This window comes from Pantoea sp. JGM49 (genome assembly GCF_018257655.1).
Taxonomy (GTDB): Bacteria; Pseudomonadota; Gammaproteobacteria; order Enterobacterales; family Enterobacteriaceae; genus Pantoea; species Pantoea communis.
The window spans coordinates 307,145-324,998 of sequence record NZ_JAERJM010000004.1; the positions used below are offsets into that span (position 1 = coordinate 307,145).

16 protein-coding genes and 2 tRNA genes are annotated in these 17,854 nt (G+C 51.5%); 11 read left to right on the top strand and 7 right to left on the bottom strand.

Annotated features, from left to right (window positions below):
- The first annotated feature begins 132 nt into the window (after nt 1-132).
- From JK231_RS09550 to JK231_RS09565, 4 genes are all read left to right on the top strand, one after another.
- Nucleotides 133-684, top strand: coding sequence for an NAD(P)H nitroreductase (locus JK231_RS09550; protein ID WP_034828801.1), 552 nt, complete (start codon nt 133-135; stop codon nt 682-684).
- Nucleotides 685-837: 153 nt separating this feature from the next.
- Nucleotides 838-1,881, top strand: coding sequence for a selenide, water dikinase SelD (gene selD, locus JK231_RS09555; RefSeq protein ID WP_097116979.1), 1,044 nt, complete (start codon nt 838-840; stop codon nt 1,879-1,881).
- Nucleotides 1,882-1,903: 22 nt separating this feature from the next.
- Nucleotides 1,904-3,826 (top strand): DNA topoisomerase III, encoded by a 1,923-nt coding sequence (locus tag JK231_RS09560; RefSeq protein WP_097116980.1) that lies wholly within the window; start codon nt 1,904-1,906, stop codon nt 3,824-3,826.
- Between the two features lie 41 nt (nt 3,827-3,867).
- Complete coding sequence (locus JK231_RS09565; protein ID WP_236699723.1) at nt 3,868-4,122, top strand: YnjH family protein; 255 nt, start codon at nt 3,868-3,870, stop codon at nt 4,120-4,122.
- Nucleotides 4,123-4,155: 33 nt separating this feature from the next.
- Here JK231_RS09565 and xthA read toward each other — a convergent pair whose 3' ends face one another.
- The 5 genes from xthA to JK231_RS09590 form a co-directional block, all read right to left on the bottom strand.
- Nucleotides 4,156-4,968, bottom strand: a complete 813-nt coding sequence (xthA, locus tag JK231_RS09570; protein WP_097116982.1) for an exodeoxyribonuclease III — start codon at nt 4,966-4,968, stop codon at nt 4,156-4,158.
- A gap of 110 nt (nt 4,969-5,078) precedes the next feature.
- Nucleotides 5,079-5,163: transfer RNA gene (locus JK231_RS09575), tRNA-Tyr, on the bottom strand.
- A gap of 45 nt (nt 5,164-5,208) precedes the next feature.
- Nucleotides 5,209-5,293, bottom strand: a tRNA-Tyr gene (locus JK231_RS09580).
- A 143-nt stretch (nt 5,294-5,436) separates the two neighbouring features.
- The gene (purU, locus tag JK231_RS09585) at nt 5,437-6,285 is read right to left on the bottom strand and encodes a formyltetrahydrofolate deformylase (protein ID WP_034828882.1); all 849 of its coding nucleotides are present in this window, start codon (nt 6,283-6,285) and stop codon (nt 5,437-5,439) included.
- A 57-nt stretch (nt 6,286-6,342) separates the two neighbouring features.
- Nucleotides 6,343-6,798 carry a YchJ family protein gene (locus tag JK231_RS09590; protein ID WP_058959826.1) on the bottom strand — a complete coding sequence of 152 codons (456 nt, stop codon included), beginning with the start codon at nt 6,796-6,798 and terminating at the stop codon, nt 6,343-6,345.
- Between the two features lie 96 nt (nt 6,799-6,894).
- On the opposite strand from JK231_RS09590, the gene rssA reads away from it, so the two are divergent.
- The 5 genes from rssA to JK231_RS09615 all read left to right on the top strand — a co-directional run bounded on the left by rssA (nt 6,895) and on the right by JK231_RS09615 (nt 12,407).
- Nucleotides 6,895-7,800 (top strand): patatin-like phospholipase RssA, encoded by a 906-nt coding sequence (gene rssA / locus JK231_RS09595; RefSeq protein ID WP_211728431.1) that lies wholly within the window; start codon nt 6,895-6,897, stop codon nt 7,798-7,800.
- A 102-nt stretch (nt 7,801-7,902) separates the two neighbouring features.
- Nucleotides 7,903-8,919, top strand: coding sequence for a two-component system response regulator RssB (gene rssB, locus JK231_RS09600; RefSeq protein ID WP_034828815.1), 1,017 nt, complete (start codon nt 7,903-7,905; stop codon nt 8,917-8,919).
- A 193-nt stretch (nt 8,920-9,112) separates the two neighbouring features.
- On the top strand, nt 9,113-10,021 hold the full coding sequence (gene galU / locus JK231_RS09605) for a UTP--glucose-1-phosphate uridylyltransferase GalU (protein ID WP_034828817.1): 909 nt from the start codon (nt 9,113-9,115) through the stop codon (nt 10,019-10,021).
- A gap of 23 nt (nt 10,022-10,044) precedes the next feature.
- Nucleotides 10,045-11,385 (top strand): UDP-glucose/GDP-mannose dehydrogenase family protein, encoded by a 1,341-nt coding sequence (locus JK231_RS09610; protein ID WP_034828819.1) that lies wholly within the window; start codon nt 10,045-10,047, stop codon nt 11,383-11,385.
- Nucleotides 11,386-11,399: 14 nt separating this feature from the next.
- Nucleotides 11,400-12,407, top strand: coding sequence for an NAD-dependent epimerase (locus JK231_RS09615; RefSeq protein ID WP_211728432.1), 1,008 nt, complete (start codon nt 11,400-11,402; stop codon nt 12,405-12,407).
- A 96-nt stretch (nt 12,408-12,503) separates the two neighbouring features.
- Here the strand turns inward: JK231_RS09615 and hns are convergent, their stop codons facing one another.
- Nucleotides 12,504-12,911, bottom strand: a complete 408-nt coding sequence (hns, locus tag JK231_RS09620) for a histone-like nucleoid-structuring protein H-NS (protein WP_211728433.1) — start codon at nt 12,909-12,911, stop codon at nt 12,504-12,506.
- A gap of 417 nt (nt 12,912-13,328) precedes the next feature.
- Between hns and tdk the strand changes: the two genes are divergently transcribed.
- Entirely contained in the window at nt 13,329-13,949 is a 621-nt protein-coding gene (tdk, locus tag JK231_RS09625) for a thymidine kinase (protein ID WP_034828884.1), read from the top strand.
- Between the two features lie 51 nt (nt 13,950-14,000).
- On the opposite strand, the gene adhE is transcribed toward tdk, so the two are convergent.
- Nucleotides 14,001-16,679, bottom strand: a complete 2,679-nt coding sequence (gene adhE, locus JK231_RS09630; protein WP_097116985.1) for a bifunctional acetaldehyde-CoA/alcohol dehydrogenase — start codon at nt 16,677-16,679, stop codon at nt 14,001-14,003.
- 443 nt (nt 16,680-17,122) lie between these two features.
- On the opposite strand from adhE, the gene JK231_RS09635 reads away from it, so the two are divergent.
- Complete coding sequence (locus JK231_RS09635) at nt 17,123-17,770, top strand: YchE family NAAT transporter (RefSeq protein ID WP_211728434.1); 648 nt, start codon at nt 17,123-17,125, stop codon at nt 17,768-17,770.
- The last annotated feature ends 84 nt before the right edge of the window (nt 17,771-17,854 follow it).

A 17,854-nucleotide genomic window follows, 5' to 3' on the forward strand; every position in this document is an offset into this window, starting at 1 on the left:
CGGTCTGCCCCGATGTCGGGTTCATCCTAAAGAGCAGCGTGCGAAATGTCAGCAGGAAATCGCGCCAGACTGTTACAAAAGATCTTGCTGTGCCAGGATTAGCCCACGCTTTTTATTCACGGGAGAATAATGATGGATGCACTGGATTTATTAATTAACCGCCGCTCGGCTTCGCGTCTGGCAGAACCGGCACCAGCGGGCGAAGTCTTGCAGAACATTTTGCACGCAGGCTTACGTGCACCGGATCATGGTACGTTGCAGCCGTGGCGCTTTATCATTGTAGAGAATGAAGGGCGTGAGCGTTTTGGTAAATTGCTTGAACAAGCGGCGCGTGACAGCAACCTCGATGAAAAGGCGATTGAAAAATCCGCCACCGCACCGTTTCGAGCGCCGATGATTATCACTGTTGTGGCGCACTGTGAAGAGCATGCCAAAGTCCCGCATTGGGAACAGTTGGTTTCAGCAGGTTGTGCCGTGATGGCGATGCAAATGGCCGCGGTGGCGCAGGGCTTTAACGGTATCTGGCGCAGCGGTCCATGGACCGACCATCCTTCAGTGCGCGAAGCCTTTGGTTGCCGCGAGCAGGATGCGATTGTCGGATTCCTGTATCTCGGTACACCGCAACTCAAAGCGAATACCACAGTAGTCGCACCGGACACCGCGCAATTTGTCAGTTATTTCTGACAGACATCGGCGGGTTTCTTCGGCAGGGTGAGGCGTGTTGCAAAGATTGCACACCGCGTGTGCGAAAGATCGAGCTTAAACCGCGCAACACTTACCACCGGTTGACAGCCAGGCTAACATACAGCCTTCTGTTCAGCGCATAAGGAACCCGCCATGAGTGAACCTCTTCGTCTGACGCAATACAGCCATGGAGCTGGCTGCGGCTGCAAAATTTCGCCGCAGGTACTGGAAACCATTCTTCATAGTGAGCTGACCCCTTTTCATGACCCCCAGTTGCTGGTGGGCAACGAAACACGTGACGATGCTGCCGTATACGATCTTGGCAACGGCACAGCGGTAGTCAGCACCACCGACTTCTTCATGCCGATTGTTGATGATCCCCATACCTTTGGCCGTATCGCCGCCACCAACGCTATCAGTGATATTTATGCCATGGGCGGCAAACCGATTATGGCGATTGCCATCCTGGGTTGGCCGGTCAACGTGCTGAGCCCGGAAGTGGCTCAGCAGGTCATTGAAGGCGGTCGTGCGGCCTGTCAGGCTGCTGGCATTGCGCTGGCGGGTGGGCATTCGATCGATGCGCCGGAGCCGATTTTTGGCCTGGCCGTCACGGGAATTGTTGATGTGGCGCGGGTGAAAAAGAACAGCGCTGCGCAGGTGGGGAGCCAGCTGTTTCTCACCAAGCCATTGGGGATCGGCATCCTGACCACCGCCGAGAAAAAAGGCCTTCTGCTGCCAGAACACCAGTCATTAGCGGCGGAGGTGATGTGTCAGTTGAATAAAGCCGGTGCCGAGTTCGCCAAACTGGATGGCGTCAGCGCCATGACCGATGTCACCGGTTTTGGCTTGCTGGGACATCTGAGTGAGATTTGCCAGGGATCAGGTTTGCGTGCGGAAATCCACGCCAAACAGGTTCCGCGCTTACCGGGTGTCGATGAGTATATCGCCAAAGGTGCCGTGCCCGGCGGCACTCAGCGCAATTTTGCCAGCTATGGCGCCCTGATTTCCGCGATGGACGATGCAACTCGCGCGTTACTGTGCGATCCGCAAACCTCGGGTGGTTTACTGGTGGCGGTGCAACCCAGCGAGGTCGAAGCCTTCCAGCGCTGCGCAATATTGGCCGGCGTGCAGGCGACGGCGGTGGGTGAACTCTTCGCTGCCGATCCTTCCTGTCCATTAATTACCGTCGTGAATTGACGTAGAAGGAACGACGCCAGACATGCGTTTGTTTATTGCTGAAAAACCCAGCCTGGCGCGTGCCATTGCTGATGTACTGCCGAAACCGCATCGACGCGGTGACGGTTTTATTGCCTGTGGCAACGATCAGATGGTCACCTGGTGTGTCGGGCATTTGCTGGAACAGGCGCAGCCGGACAGCTATGACAGCCGCTATGCGCGCTGGAATCTTGCCGACCTGCCGATCATTCCGGAAAAGTGGCGTTTACAGCCACGTCCGTCGGTGGCTAAGCAACTCAAAGTGATTGAGGGTTTGCTGCAACAGGCGAGTGAAGTGGTACACGCCGGTGACCCGGATCGAGAAGGTCAGCTGTTGGTGGATGAAGTGCTGGACTACCTGCAACTCGCGCCGGAAAAGCGGCAGAAAGTGCAGCGCTGTCTCATTAACGATCTCAACCCCTCCGCCGTGGAGCGAGCAGTCAGCCGTTTACGTGAGAATCGCGAGTTTATCCCGCTATGCGTCTCCGCATTGGCCCGCGCCCGCGCAGATTGGCTCTACGGCATCAATATGACCCGTGCCTGGACGCTGTTAGGCCGCAATGCCGGTTATGATGGTGTGCTGTCGGTCGGACGCGTACAAACGCCGGTGCTCGGTCTGGTGGTGCGTCGCGATGAAGAGATCGAAAACTTCATTCCTAAAGATTACTTCGAAGTGAAAGCGCACATTGTGACGCCGAAGGATGAGCGTTTTGTTGCCAGCTGGATACCCAGCGACGCCTGCGAACCCTGGCAGGATGAGGAAGGTCGCCTGTTACACCGTTCGCTGGCCGATCATGTCTTAGAGCGCATCAACGGTAAGCCGGCGATAGTGACAGGCTATAACGACAAACGGGAATCTGATACCGCACCATTGCCGTTTTCGCTCTCCAGCCTGCAGATCGAGGCGGCAAAGCGTTTCGGTCTGAGTGCGCAAAACGTACTGGACTGCTGCCAGCGTCTGTATGAAACCCATAAGTTGATTACCTATCCGCGTTCAGACAGCCGTTATTTGCCGGATGAACATTTTGCCGGACGGCATGCGGTGCTGAATGCGATACAGGCGCACCAACCCAATCTGACACCGCCTACGGATTTTAACCCTGATCAGAAGAACCGCTGCTGGGATGATAAAAAGGTGGATGCGCACCACGCGATCATCCCTACCGCCCGCGCCAGTAAAGTGAACCTCACGGAGAATGAAGCCAATATTTACGGCCTGGTGGCACGTCAGTATCTGATGCAATTTTGCCCAGACGCGGTGTTTCGCAAATGTGTTATCGATCTCGAGATTGGCGGGGGTAAGTTTGTTGCCAAAGCGCGTTTTCTGGCAGAAGCGGGCTGGCGTGCCTTACTCGGCAGTAAAGAACGCGATGAAGAGAACGATGGCACGCCTTTACCGGTGGTGGCAAAGGGCGATGAGCTGCTGTGTGAGCGCGGTGAGGTGCATGCCAAGCAGACGCAGCCGCCGCGCCCGTTTACCGATGCCACCCTGTTATCCGCCATGACCGGCATCGCGCGCTTTGTTCAGGATAAAGAACTAAAGAAAGTGCTGCGTGCGACCGATGGTTTAGGGACGGAAGCGACGCGAGCCGGCATTATTGAATTATTGTTCCGCCGGACATTCCTCGTGAAGAAAGGCCGCTATATTCATTCTACGGACGCGGGCAGGGCGCTGATCCATGCGTTACCAGAAATGGCGGCCCGACCAGATATGACGGCTCAATGGGAATCGACATTAACACGCATCAGTGAAAAGGCCTGCCGCTACGATGAGTTTATGCAGCCGCTGGTTGCCACGCTGATCGGGTTAATTGGCGAAGCGCGTCAGCGACCCTCGTTGCAATCATTTAGAGGCATTGCCGCACCGGCCGCTAAACGTAAAGCAAAACCGAAATCGACCCGGCGTAAAACCAAGGAGACAGAGTGATGCGTTATATCCTATTAGCGCTTAGCGGGCTGCTGTTGTGCATGAATTCGGCGCTGGCGAACCGCCAGCCGGAAAACAGTCGCACGGGCAATACGGATGTGGTGGTGGATATGCCACCGGAAGTCTGGACACAGGGACAGAATAATCAGCAGAGCAACTGTCTGCAGTGCTGCACTTATGAGAATCGCAGTTACTCTGAAGGGGCAGTAGTGAAAGCGGAAGGCGTGCTGCTGCAGTGTGGGCGTGATGAGAAAGTGATGGGCACTAACCCGCTTATCTGGAAAATCATCAAGTAAAGGTGCGTGGCGTTCTCACGCCACGCAGTTTACTTATTTTTCCAGATTGAACGTCGACCAGACAGGTGCATGATCCGATGGTTTTTCCATACTGCGGATCTCGTAATCAATGCCACTTTCAATGCAACGCGCTGCCAGCGGTTGACTGGCCAGCAACAGGTCGATACGCAGACCACGGTTATCATCAAAACCTTTTGAACGGTAGTCGAACCAGGAGAAACGGTCAGCCGTTTCCGGGTATTTCGCGCGCCAGGTATCGACCAGCCCCCAATGCAACAGGCGATCCATCCACTCACGCTCTTCTGGCAGGAATGAGCATTTACCGGTGCGCAGCCAGCGCTTGCGGTTATCTTCGCCAATGCCGATATCAAGATCGGTACTGCTGATATTCATGTCACCCATGATCAGCACCGGCTTATCAATCGCCAACTGCTGTTCCAGATAATCCTGTAAATCACGGTAGAACTTCTCTTTCGCCGGGAATTTAGTTGGATGGTCACGGCTTTCACCCTGCGGGAAGTAACCGTTAATCACGGTGATGTCGCCAATCGGGCTGGGGATTTCCGCCATGATTAGGCGGCGTTGTGAATCTTCATCATCACCGGGAAAACCACGACGTACCGAAACAGGCTGCGCTTTGGTCAGCAGCGCGACGCCGTAGTGGCCTTTTTGACCATGATAAAACACGTTGTAACCCAACTTGCTGACGTCTTCGAGCGGGAACATGTCATCGTGAACTTTGGTTTCCTGCAGGCCGATGACGTCTGGCTGATGCTGTTCGACGAGGGCTTCAAGTTGATGAGGGCGTGCGCGCAAGCCATTGATGTTGAAAGAGATGAATTTCATTTCGCTGCCATTCTTATCCGCAAAAGTATGCCGGGATGGTAACGAGTTTTCGTTAGAATGTCATGGATTGAATCGGGAAGAAATAACGATGTAATCAATAGGAAAAGCGATGGTGGCGGGAGAAGGATTCGAACCTTCGAAGTCGATGACGGCAGATTTACAGTCTGCTCCCTTTGGCCGCTCGGGAATCCCGCCAGGGATATAAAGCTCTTGAAGATTCAGGCGAGGAGATTATTCAGATGGTGGCGGGAGAAGGATTCGAACCTTCGAAGTCGATGACGGCAGATTTACAGTCTGCTCCCTTTGGCCGCTCGGGAATCCCGCCACTGGCCTGAATAATGTGCCTGAAAGCGGGGCGCATGATACCAAATGCGTTCTGACTGTAAAGCGCTGAAAACAAAAATATGAATCGTTTGCCCACTTTTCATCCGTGGCGCTGAAGAGTTGCACAATTCAGCGCCAGGACGCTTACAGAATGATGGTGCGGTTACCGTAAACGAACACGCGCTGACCCAGCACTTTATACAGCGCGCGGCTCAGGACATTCTTCTCGACATCACGACCGGCACGCATCATCTCTTCTGCGGTGTAGCTGTGATCGACGTTTATCACGTCCTGCATGATGATCGGACCTTCATCGAGGTTATCATTCACGTAGTGCGCGGTAGCACCGATAATTTTCACACCACGCTCGTAAGCCTGATGGTAAGGACGCGCGCCGATGAAGGCAGGCAGGAACGAGTGGTGAATATTGATGATCTGATTCGGGTAACGCTGCACAAAAGCAGGCGTCAGCACGCGCATATATTTGGCCAGCACCACGTAATCCGGCTGGTAGCGATCAATTTCATCGCCCATGCGGTTGTCATGCTCTTCACGCGTCAGGCCTTCGTGGCTGACCAGAACAAACGGAATATCGAAACGTTCAACCAGCGAGCGCAGCGTTTCATGGTTACCAATGACGGCGGCAATCTCCATATCGAGACCACCAAACGCGCATTTCATCAGCAGATCGCCCAGGCAATGCGCCTCTTTGGTCACCAGAATCACCACACGACGACGGCCAGCGCTCTGCAGTTCCCGCACCGAACCTACCGGTAACGCGCTGTCGAGATCCGCCAGCAGGGTATTGTCGTTGAAAATCCCTTCCAGCTCTGTGCGCATGAAAAAGCGCCCGGTACGGTGATCGACAAACTCATTGTTTTGCACAATGTTGAGTTCATGCTTGTAGCATATGTTGGTGATCTTGGCGATCAGACCTTTCGCATCAGGGCAAATGGTCCGTAAAACTTTTCGTTGCGTGTTTTGCGCTTGCATCTCGATCAGAGTCCTGTCAAAGCGATGAATGGTAAAGCCGTTGTGCATCTGTCCAGATTAACCACAACATTTTTTGTATTTTTTATCGGAGCCACAAGGACAGCGATCGTTGCGCCCCAGCTCGGGCACCGTTCCGTCGATATAGTACCAGCGTTGATCCTCACAGAGAAAGCGTGAACATTCATAGATGGCCGAAGTGCGCTCTTTTTCGCGGTAACGCGCAAAAAAGGTCACAAAGGCTTCATTCTCGTGGCTTCCATGATTACAACGGGTTACATTCAAGCCCAGCCACTCAGTGCCGGAAAAACTTTCAGATAATAACGTCTCAAGGTCGGCCACACGCTTACTGGAGTGCCAGGTCGCAGCCAGATAACCCGCGTTCTTTTCAACATAAGCGGTGTAGCGTGAACGCATTAATTGTTCAGCGCTGGCAGGGAATGCCTGACCGCTCAGAAAGGGCTGGCAACATAAGCTATACTGCTTTCCGCTGCAGCAGGGGCACTTTTCAGACACGTCATCTCCTGTGAGTGATTAAAGTTAATTAAAGTGTGCGCTATGGTAGCCGACTGCTGAGCGGGATGCTACGTACCAGACTAATCACGAGGTGCGATGAGAAAGGTGAGGATCGGGCTGGCCCTGGGTTCAGGTGCCGCCAAAGGTTGGGCGCACATTGGTGTGATTAATGCGCTGGAACGTGCCGGCATTGAAATAGATGTGGTTGCAGGCTGCTCTGTCGGCGCGCTGGTGGGATCGGCGTACGTCAATAATCGGCTGGGAGTGATGGAAAAGTGGGTCAGCGCATTCCGCTACTGGGATGTAATCCGTCTGATGGATCTGTCGTGGCAGCGTGGTGGTTTGCTGCGCGGTGACCGCGTGTTCAGCCACATCCGTCAGTTGATCCCCGATGAATTGATTGAGGGGTGCAATAAACCCTTTGGCGTGGTGGCCTCGAATTTAAGTACCGGCCGTGAGTTGTGGTTAACCGAAGGCGATTTGCATCAGGCAGTACGTGCGTCCTGTAGTATGCCAGGCTTATTACCACCTGTTGGCTACAATGGTTACTGGCTGGTGGATGGTGCCGTGGTCAATCCGGTGCCGATATCTCTGACACGAGCCCTTGGCGCCGACATTGTCATCGCGGTGGATTTACAGCATGACGCGCATTTAATGCAGCAGGATTTATTATCGGTGACACCTCAGAGCGGCGAAGAAGAGGCTGCGGCTGAGGCTTTAAGCTGGGGCAAAAAATTGCGCCAGCGCATACTGGGTCTGACGCACCGCCGGGCCAATCAAACGCCGGGCGCCATGGAGATCATGTCCACATCCATCCAGATTCTGGAAAACCGCCTTAAACGTAATCGTATGGCGGGCGATCCACCGGATGTGCTGATTCAACCGTTTTGTCCGCAGATATCCACACTGGATTTTCATCGTGCAGAAGAAGCCATTGCGGCAGGTAAAGCCGCCGTCGAGAAAAAAATGGATGAACTATTACCGCTGGTCCGAGGCAGATAATCAGGTTGTTCATTCTCAGGCAGTGCGACTTCAGTCAATTCTGAAAGGCGCAACTGCGTTTTATGAACCACTATTGAAATATCTGGTACGCAGGGGGAGAGAATGGAAAAACCACTAATCGGCAAAAAGATACTCATTGTCGAAGATGAGGTCGTTTTCCGTTCGATGTTAGACACTATGTTGGTGGGGCTGGGAGCCAGCACGCTGGAAGCGGGAGATGGCCTCGATGGCTTAACCTTGCTGTCGGCTCAAGCCGTGGATCTGGTGATTTGCGATCTGGAGATGCCGCGCATGGGGGGGCTTCAGTTCGTCGAACGTATCCGCAGCCGCGGTAATAGCGTGCCAATCTTGATCATCTCCGCCACGCAGAACATGGCTGATATTGCGCATGTCCTGCGCCTTGGGGTTCAGGATGTTCTGCTTAAGCCGCTCAGAAACCTCGAACGTTTTCGTGAAGCTGTTTATGAGTGCCTTTATCCTTCGATGTTCACTTCCAAAGTTGAGGAAGATGAACAGCTGTTTCAGGATTGGGATGCACTGGTTCGCGATCCTTTAGCTGCGTCTAAGTTACTGAAGCAGTTGCAACCTCCGGTTCAGCAAACCATCGCCAATTGCCGCATTAACTATCGCCAACTGACCATGGCCGAACAGCCAGGGCTGGTGCTGGATATTGCCGCGTTGTCCGACAAGGATCTGGCCTTTTACTGTCTTGATGTGACCCGAGCAGGCGATAATGGCGTGTTGGCCGCCTTACTGTTGCGCGCGCTGTTTAATGGTCTGTTACAGGAACAACTTTCCGGACAGAAGCAGCGCTTGCCGGAGTTAAACGGCCTGCTGCGCCAGGTCAATATGCTGTTACGCCAGGCCAATCTCAGTGGCCAGTTCCCCTTGCTGGTGGGGTACTACCACCGTCAGTTGAAAAACCTGATTCTGGTCTCCGCTGGCCTCAACGCCACATTGCACATTAACACCCATCAGATTCAACTCAGTAATGGCGTGCCGCTTGGTACTATGGGCAGTACGCACCTCAATCAGATTAGTCAACGCGCTGATGCCTGGCAGTGCCATGTGTGGGGCGCGGGTGGCAGGCTACGGCTGATGTTATCGGCTGAAGAATAAGCGATTGGATTTATATTTTTTGCGGGCTGGAGACAGGGCCAGGGGTAAGCTTTACACTTGGGTAATAGTCTTAAATTCCGCGGATTAGCTCCATCCAGGATAAATCCGTCTGATAGTAACTGATATACTCATTTCGTTTTTAAACCGACATATCAAGTATTAACTTGAACGGCCTATTAAGAGAGGTATTTAGATGTCTGCCTATAAGTCTAAAGTAAAAAAAGCGGTAATCCCGGTTGCAGGTCTGGGTACGCGTATGCTGCCTGCTACTAAAGCTATTCCAAAAGAGATGTTACCGCTGGTCGATAAGCCGCTGATCCAATATGTCGTGAATGAGTGTATTGCTGCGGGCATTAACGAAATCGTGTTGGTTACGCACTCTTCTAAAAACGCCATCGAAAACCATTTTGATACCAGTTTTGAGCTGGAATCCATGCTGGAAAAACGCGTTAAGCGTCAGTTGTTGGATGAAATCCAGTCTATCTGTCCTCCACACGTGACCATCATGCAGGTGCGTCAGGGTATTGCGAAAGGCCTTGGCCACGCAGTGATGTGCGCACATCCGCTGGTCGGTGATGAGCCGGTTGCCGTGATTCTGCCAGATGTGATCATCGATGAGTACGAATCTGACCCAACCAAAGACAACCTGGCAGAAATGCTGGCGCGTTACGAAGAAAGCGGCCGCAGCCAGATCATGGTAGAGCCGGTTGCTGATGTGACCGCTTACGGTGTCGTTGACTGCAAAGGTGCTGACCTGGCGCCAGGCCAGAGCGCGCCAATGGTGGGTGTGGTTGAAAAGCCTAAAGCTTCTGAAGCGCCTTCTAACCTCGCAGTTGTGGGTCGTTACGTGCTGTCTGCTGATATCTGGCCACTGCTGGCGAAAACCCCTCCAGGTGCTGGCGGCGAAGTTCAGCTGACTGACTCCATCGCCATGCTGATGGAAAAAGAGACCGTTGAAGCCTATCACCTGACCGGTGTAAGCCATGACTGCGGTAACAAACTGGGTTATATGCAGGCTTTCGTTGAGTATGGCGTTCGTCATCCAGTACTGGGTAAAGACTTTACTCAATGGCTGGAAGGCGCTGTAGGCAACAAAAAGTAATTCATTAAACACAGGATAATTCAATGAAAGTCACTGTATTTGGTATCGGCTATGTCGGTCTGGTTCAGGCTGCGGTGTTAGCCGAAGTCGGACATGACGTTCTCTGTATTGATGTCGATGAAAAGAAAGTCGAAAACCTGAAAAAAGGCCATATTCCGATTTTCGAACCGGGTTTGACGCCGCTGGTGATGTCTAACTATGAAGCGGGTCGCCTGAAGTTCAGCACCAATGCAGAAGAGGGTGTTAACCACGGTGTCATGCAATTTATTGCTGTGGGTACGCCGCCGGATGAAGACGGTTCTGCCGATCTGAAATATGTGACTGCGGTTGCGCGGACAATTGCAGCGCACATGAACGATCATAAAGTGGTGATCGATAAATCTACCGTCCCTGTCGGAACGGCTGATCGTGTGCGTGCAGTAATGGCCGAGACGCTGCAAAAACGTGATGTGAACATCCCGTTTGATGTGGTTTCTAACCCTGAATTCCTCAAGGAAGGGGCTGCAGTAAACGACTGCATGCGTCCTGAGCGCATCGTGGTGGGCACTGATAACGACGACGTGGTTGAGTTGTTGCGTGAGCTTTATGAGCCATTCAACCGCAATCACGATCGCATGATTCTGATGGATATCCGCAGTGCAGAGCTGACCAAGTACGCAGCGAACTGCATGCTGGCGACCAAAATCAGCTTCATGAACGAAATCTCTAATCTGGCAGAACGTCTGGGAGCCGACGTTGAGAAAGTCCGTCAGGGGATTGGTTCAGATTCTCGCATTGGTTATCACTTCATCTACCCTGGCTGTGGCTACGGTGGTTCGTGCTTCCCGAAAGACGTGCAGGCGCTGATTCGTACTGCTGAGTCGATTGGTTACACACCGCGTCTGTTGCAGGCGGTAGAAGATGTGAATGATTCACAGAAGAACAAATTGCCGAGCTTCATCAAGCGTCATTTTGGCGACGATCTGCGTGGCAAAACCTTTGCTCTCTGGGGCCTTGCGTTCAAACCTAACACCGACGATATGCGTGAAGCCTCCAGCCGTGTGCTGATGGAAACGCTATGGGAAGCGGGTGCGACCATTCAGGCATTTGACCCGGAAGCAATGGAAGAAGCGCAGCGTATTTATGGCCACCGCGACGACCTGAAGCTGACCGGTACCAAAGAAGCGGCGTTGCAAGGTGCTGATGGCCTGGTGATTTGTACTGAATGGCAGAACTTCCGTGCGCCAGATTTTGACGTTATCAAAACCGCGTTAAAACAACCCGTGATTTTTGATGGTCGTAACCTGTATGATCCGGAGCGTATCAGCAAACGCGGCTTTACGTATTACGCTATCGGCCGCGGAGCATCAATTCAAATTGTGTAATAAATGAGGGATGTATGAAGTTTTTGGTTACCGGTGCGGCAGGTTTTATTGGATTTCACGTGAGTCAGCTTTTGCTGGCCGCCGGTCACCAGGTCGTCGGTATCGATAACCTAAATGACTATTACGATGTCAGCCTGAAACAAGCGCGCTTAGACCAGATCCTCCAGCATCCCGAGTTTATTTTCCTGAAAATGGACCTGGCAGATCGCCAGGCCATTTCTTCATTATTCGAAGATCATGCATTTGATCGCGTGATCCATCTGGGTGCGCAAGCGGGCGTTCGTTATTCAATTGATAACCCACACGCTTACGCCGATGCCAATCTCATTGGCCACCTCAATATTCTCGAAGGGTGCCGCCATCATAAAGTTGGCCACCTGTTGTATGCGTCATCCAGCTCAGTATATGGGCTAAACCGAAAAATGCCTTTCTCAACGGATGACTCTGTTGATCATCCTATTTCTCTGTATGCGGCCACCAAAAAAGCCAACGAATTGATGTCGCATACTTATTCCCATTTGTACCAGTTGCCCACCACCGGTCTGCGCTTCTTTACTGTTTACGGTCCGTGGGGACGTCCGGATATGGCGTTATTCAAATTCACCCGCGCAATGCTGGCCGGTGAGCAAATTGACGTCTATAACCGTGGGCAAATGACCCGAGATTTTACTTACATTGATGATATTGCAGAAGCTATCGTGCGTATGCAGGATGTGATTCCGCAGGCTGATGAAAACTGGACCGTGGAAGCGGGATCGCCGGCCACCAGTTCTGCGCCATACCGGGTTTACAATATCGGCAACAGCCAGCCGACCAGCCTGATGACCTATATCGAGTCACTGGAAAAAGCGTTGGGCATTGAAGCGAAGAAAAATATGCTGCCGATGCAGCCGGGAGATGTGCTCAATACCAGTGCGGATACTCAGCCATTATATGATGCGATTCAGTTCCGTCCGCAAACCAGGGTTGAGCAGGGCGTGCAGAACTTTGTTGATTGGTATCGTCGCTTTTATCAGCAATAAAGACGCATTAAAAAAGGAAGCCAGCGGCTTCCTTTTTCTTACCCGGTGTAAAGTGAACTCACGTTAGCGCTATTCACAATTCGAAGCACTGGAAAATTACAGCAGGAAATCGTCCAGTTGTTTACCTTGTTCTTCAATCGCTTTTTTAATCACGGCTGGTGTACGACCCTGACCAGTCCAGGTACGGTTTTCACCATTTTCATCAACGTAAGAATACTTGGCAGGACGTGCAGCACGCTTGGTTTTTCCCGGTGCTTTGGTCTCAGAAAGTGCCTTTAACAATTCGTTTGGATCGATACCATCTGCAATCAGCATCTCACGGTATTGTTCAAGTTTGCGGTTACGTTCAGCATTTTCAGCCTGCGCGTGAGTTTCTTCTTCACGACGCTCATTGACGACAACCTCGAGTTTTTCCAGCATCTCTTCCAGTGTTTCCAGAGTGCATTCCCGAGCTTGCGCGCGCAATGTACGGATATTATTAAGAATTTTAAGTGCTTCGCTCATTGTCCTAATCTCAAAATATAATAAATGGGAGTTGTTCTGCCGACTCATAATAGTGGGGCTAAAAAATAACTGCAATAGTCAGATTAAAAAGTAAAACGTTAAGTAAAAACCAGAAATCACATTGTATTACGGTTTACAAATATATTTACCGTTAGCGCTTAGATCTGAAGCCTTGATTATCCGCGTTTGCCACCGTGACGTTGTGCTAATCCTTACACTTTGGCAGTAATAATGCTGAATAAATTCTCAGCATAGATTGTCCTTTGCCAAAAAGTGCTGTTTTAACATCGATGATGAATCACGTACCTGCCATTGTCGTTAATTTGAGCAAATGATAAAAATAATGCATCGCTACAGGTTTACTTGTTTATGGTAGACTGCGCGCCATCAGATTTGTGCTGCGATGAGATTCTGCATATGGCCCAACTTTATTTTTATTACTCCGCGATGAACGCAGGTAAATCCACTGCTTTGCTTCAGTCCTCCTATAACTATCAGGAGCGCGGCATGCGCACTCTGGTGTATACCGCCGAGATTGATGACCGCTTTGGTGCGGGCAAGGTAAGCTCGCGGATTGGTCTTTCGTCTCCTGCATTTTTATATAACGCTGCGACACAATTAAATCAGGAAATAGCCAGGGAGCATGCGAAGCAACCGGTTCATTGTGTGCTGGTGGATGAGAGTCAGTTCCTGACACGTGAGCAAGTCAGGGCGTTATCGGATGTGGTCGACAATATGGATATTCCCGTATTGTGTTATGGATTACGCACTGATTTTCGCGGCGAGCTCTTTACCGGCAGTCAATATTTACTGGCATGGGCAGATAAACTGGTTGAGCTTAAAACCATCTGCCATTGCGGTCGTAAAGCCAGCATGGTATTGCGCCTTGATGCCAACGGTAAACCGTTCAGCGAAGGAGAGCAGGTGGTGATTGGCGGCAATGAGCGATATATTTCTGTCTGCCGTAAACACTATAAACAGGCGATTGATGAAGGATCGTTAAAAGCTATCTATGGTGCGCAATCTCCGCACGCTTGATTATTTAGCGATAAAAAAACCCGCCGCAGCGGGTTTTTTGTTTTTAGCCGGTTAGGCCTTTTTGGTTTTTTTCTCGATTTTCACCGTTTTATCATCGGCGGCTTCAGCCACTGGGCCTTCAGCTTCAGAGAATTCGCGGCCATAGAAGGTATCCAGCATGATTTGCTTCAATTCAGCAATCAGCGGATAACGCGGATTCGCACCGGTACACTGGTCATCAAACGCGTCGTCTGCCAGCTTATCGACTTTCGCCAGGAAATCGGCTTCCTGCACGCCAGCTTCACGGATAGAGGTTGGGATACCGAGTTGAGTTTTCATCTCTTCCAGCCATGCCAGCAGTTTTTCAATTTTCTGGGCAGTGCGGTCACCCTGTGCACTCAATCCAAGATGGTCGGCAATTTCAGCGTAGCGACGACGTGCCTGTGGGCGATCGTACTGGCTGAAAGCCGTCTGCTTGGTTGGGTTGTCATTCGCGTTGTAACGGATGACGTTGCAAATCAGCAGGGCGTTGGCCAAACCGTGCGGAATGTGGAACTCCGAGCCCAGCTTATGCGCCATGGAGTGACACACACCGAGGAAGGCGTTGGCGAACGCGATACCGGCGATTGTTGCCGCATTATGCACACGTTCACGCGCTACTGGATTCTTCGCCCCCTCACGGTAGCTGGCCGGCAGGTTCTCTTTCAGCAGTTTCAGCGCCTGCAGCGCCTGGCCATCAGAGTACTCATTAGCCAGCACAGAGACATAGGCTTCCAGCGAGTGAGTCACCGCATCCAGACCACCAAACGCACAGAGTGAGCGAGGCATATCCATCACCAGATTGGCATCCACAATCGCCATATCAGGCGTCAGTGCATAATCCGCTAAAGGATATTTTTGGCCTGTGGCATCGTCAGTCACTACCGCAAACGGTGTAACTTCAGAACCGGTACCGGAAGTGGTGGTGATGGCCACCATGCGCGCTTTCACGCCCATTTTCGGGAACTTGTAGATACGTTTACGGATATCCATGAAACGCAGCGCCAGCTCTTCGAAGTGGGTTTCAGGATGTTCGTACATCACCCACATGATTTTCGCGGCATCCATTGGCGAACCGCCACCCAGGGCGATAATCACATCGGGTTTGAAGCTGTTCATCTGCTCAGCACCTTTACGTACGATGCTGAGTGTTGGGTCCGCTTCCACCTCAAAGAACACTTCAGTTTCGATGCCGTGCGCTTTTAACACGCGAGTGACTTGATCGGCATAGCCATTGTTAAACAGGAAGCGGTCAGTGACGATAAAGGCGCGCTTAGCACCGTCGGTGGCGACTTCCTCCAGGGCAATCGGCAGTGAACCACGACGGAAGTAGATAGACTTCGGAAGTTTATGCCACAACATATTTTCAGCTCGCTTGGCCACGGTTTTCTTGTTGATCAGGTGTTTAGGTCCGACGTTCTCAGAAATTGAGTTACCGCCCCAGGAACCACAGCCCAGCGTCAACGATGGCGCAAGTTTGAAGTTATACAGGTCGCCAATACCGCCTTGCGAAGCTGGTGTGTTAATCAGAATACGGGCGGTCTTCATTTTGTCGCCAAAGAAGTGCACGCGCTCGTGTTGGTTGTCCTGGTCAGTGTACAGGCAAGAGGTATGGCCGATACCGCCCATAGCCACCAGTTTTTCTGCTTTATCTACCGCGTCGTAATAATCTTTTGCGCGATACATCGCCAGGGTTGGCGACAGTTTTTCGTGGGCAAAGGGTTCAGATTCATCCACCAGCTTCACTTCACCGATGAGAATTTTGGTGGTAGCAGGGACGCTAATACCCGCCAGTTCAGCAATTTTTGCCGCAGGCTGACCCACGATAGCGGCATTCAGCGCGCCATTTTTCAGGATGATATCCTGAATGGCTTTCAACTCTTTGCCCTGTAACAGATAGCCACCATGGCTGGTGAAACGCTCGCGAACCGCATCGTAGACTGAGTCCACCACGATGACTGACTGTTCTGATGCACAAATGACGCCGTTGTCGAAGGTTTTGGACATCAGGATAGAAGCGACAGCACGTTTGATATCGGCGGTTTCATCGATAACCACTGGCGTGTTACCCGCACCGACACCAATCGCTGGTTTACCAGAACTGTATGCGGCTTTTACCATGCCTGGGCCACCGGTGGCCAGAATCAGGTTGATATCAGGGTGGTGCATCAGCTGGTTGGACAGCTCTACTGAAGGGACATCAATCCAGCCAATGATGTCTTTCGGCGCACCAGCCGCAATGGCAGCTTGCAACACAATGTCGGCTGCTTTGTTGGTGGCATCTTTGGCACGTGGATGTGGTGAGAAAATGATACCGTTACGGGTTTTTAAGCTGATCAGCGCTTTAAAGATGGCGGTAGAGGTCGGGTTAGTGGTTGGGACGATACCGCAAATCAGGCCAATTGGCTCAGCGATGGTGATAGTACCGAAGGTGTCATCTGTATCCAGCACACCACAGGTTTTCTCATCTTTATAGGCGTTGTAGATATATTCAGAAGCGAAGTGGTTTTTGATCACTTTATCTTCAACGATGCCCATGCCGGACTCGGCGACGGCCATTTTGGCGAGAGGGATGCGGGCATCAGCAGCGGCGAGTGCAGCAGCGCGGAAAATGGTATCAACTTGTTCCTGACTAAAGTTGGCGTATTCACGCTGTGCCTTTTTAACACGCTCAACCAGTGCATTAAGTTCGGCAACATTTGTAACGGCCATAGTGCTCTCCTGAAGGAAGTTAAACTCTTTTAGTAAGCAAGCCTGAGTCCGAAAGTATAGTCGCGCTATGCTTATACGTTGTTCAGAGTGGCGAGTAGATTGCCGTTGCTTACTAAAAGGGTTTCCAGGATAAGATGCTGACGCCTGTATCAATAGTTTCGATGGGGTAAGATTACCCCTGATGAGGTAGGCAAATTTTGATGTGGATCAATTCGGAGCCAAGCTGACACCTTTCAGCACCCACTTTAGCAACTAAAGTAACTCATTCGTTGGTTTTGGCTGACAGGGATAGGTCGGGTGATTGATGTCCCACTTCGCACAGATGAATCCACTGGAAGTTAGCGGAAATAGCAGCATATATTTCCGCTTAACCCACTGGTTTTCCGCCCGGCTTATGCACTACATTAAGCGCGATTTGAAACACTACCTTCGTGGAGCTCACCGTGAACCCCGTGCTACTTAATTTTTCCGGCTACATTAAGTTTTTTGTCGGTTTATTTGCCCTGGTCAATCCCGTGGGGATCATTCCCGTGTTCATTAGCATGACCAGCTACCAGGCTGTTGCTGAGCGGAATAAAACCAACTTCACGGCAAATCTGGCTGTAGCGATCATTCTCTGGACCTCGCTGTTCCTCGGGGACGCTATTCTCCATCTCTTCGGCATCTCCATTGACTCATTCCGTATCGCCGGGGGGATTCTGGTGGTAACCATCGCGATGTCGATGATCAGCGGCAAGTTGGGCGAGGATAAGCAAAACAAGCAGGAAAAGTCAGAGACCGCGATTCGTGAAAGTATTGGTGTGGTGCCTCTGGCCTTGCCCTTGATGGCTGGCCCGGGTGCCATCAGTTCGACTATCGTCTGGAGCACGCGTTACCACAGCTGGATAAACCTGCTCGGTTTCACTATCGCCATTGCGATTTTTGCTTTTTGTTGCTGGTTACTGTTCCGGGCTGCCCCTTTGATGGTGCGCATCTTAGGGCAAACAGGCATTAACGTGATTACGCGTATCATGGGTCTGCTATTAATGGCGCTGGGTATTGAGTTTGTTGTCACCGGCATGAAAGCGATATTTCCAGGTTTACTGAATTAATCAGGTTGTATTTTCAGTCAAAAAATAACTTCTGTGATCCATATTGGTGCGATGGGTGATTTTTTTGCACCAATATGGTGAAGT

Bases quoted from the DNA above. Each gene is read 5' to 3' on its own strand.
- hns (WP_211728433.1), bottom strand. From the start codon at position 12,911: ATGAGCGAAGCACTTAAAATTCTTAATAATATCCGTACATTGCGCGCG.
- adhE (WP_097116985.1), bottom strand. From the start codon at position 16,679: ATGGCCGTTACAAATGTTGCCGAACTTAATGCACTGGTTGAGCGTGTT.
- JK231_RS09610 (WP_034828819.1), top strand. From the start codon at position 10,045: ATGAAAGTCACTGTATTTGGTATCGGCTATGTCGGTCTGGTTCAGGCT.
- galU (WP_034828817.1), top strand. From the start codon at position 9,113: ATGTCTGCCTATAAGTCTAAAGTAAAAAAAGCGGTAATCCCGGTTGCA.
- JK231_RS09565 (WP_236699723.1), top strand. From the start codon at position 3,868: ATGAATTCGGCGCTGGCGAACCGCCAGCCGGAAAACAGTCGCACGGGC.
- purU (WP_034828882.1), bottom strand. From the start codon at position 6,285: ATGCAAGCGCAAAACACGCAACGAAAAGTTTTACGGACCATTTGCCCT.
- JK231_RS09550 (WP_034828801.1), top strand. From the start codon at position 133: ATGGATGCACTGGATTTATTAATTAACCGCCGCTCGGCTTCGCGTCTG.
- rssB (WP_034828815.1), top strand. From the start codon at position 7,903: ATGGAAAAACCACTAATCGGCAAAAAGATACTCATTGTCGAAGATGAG.
- rssA (WP_211728431.1), top strand. From the start codon at position 6,895: ATGAGAAAGGTGAGGATCGGGCTGGCCCTGGGTTCAGGTGCCGCCAAA.
- JK231_RS09560 (WP_097116980.1), top strand. From the start codon at position 1,904: ATGCGTTTGTTTATTGCTGAAAAACCCAGCCTGGCGCGTGCCATTGCT.
- selD (WP_097116979.1), top strand. From the start codon at position 838: ATGAGTGAACCTCTTCGTCTGACGCAATACAGCCATGGAGCTGGCTGC.
- tdk (WP_034828884.1), top strand. From the start codon at position 13,329: ATGGCCCAACTTTATTTTTATTACTCCGCGATGAACGCAGGTAAATCC.
- JK231_RS09615 (WP_211728432.1), top strand. From the start codon at position 11,400: ATGAAGTTTTTGGTTACCGGTGCGGCAGGTTTTATTGGATTTCACGTG.
- xthA (WP_097116982.1), bottom strand. From the start codon at position 4,968: ATGAAATTCATCTCTTTCAACATCAATGGCTTGCGCGCACGCCCTCAT.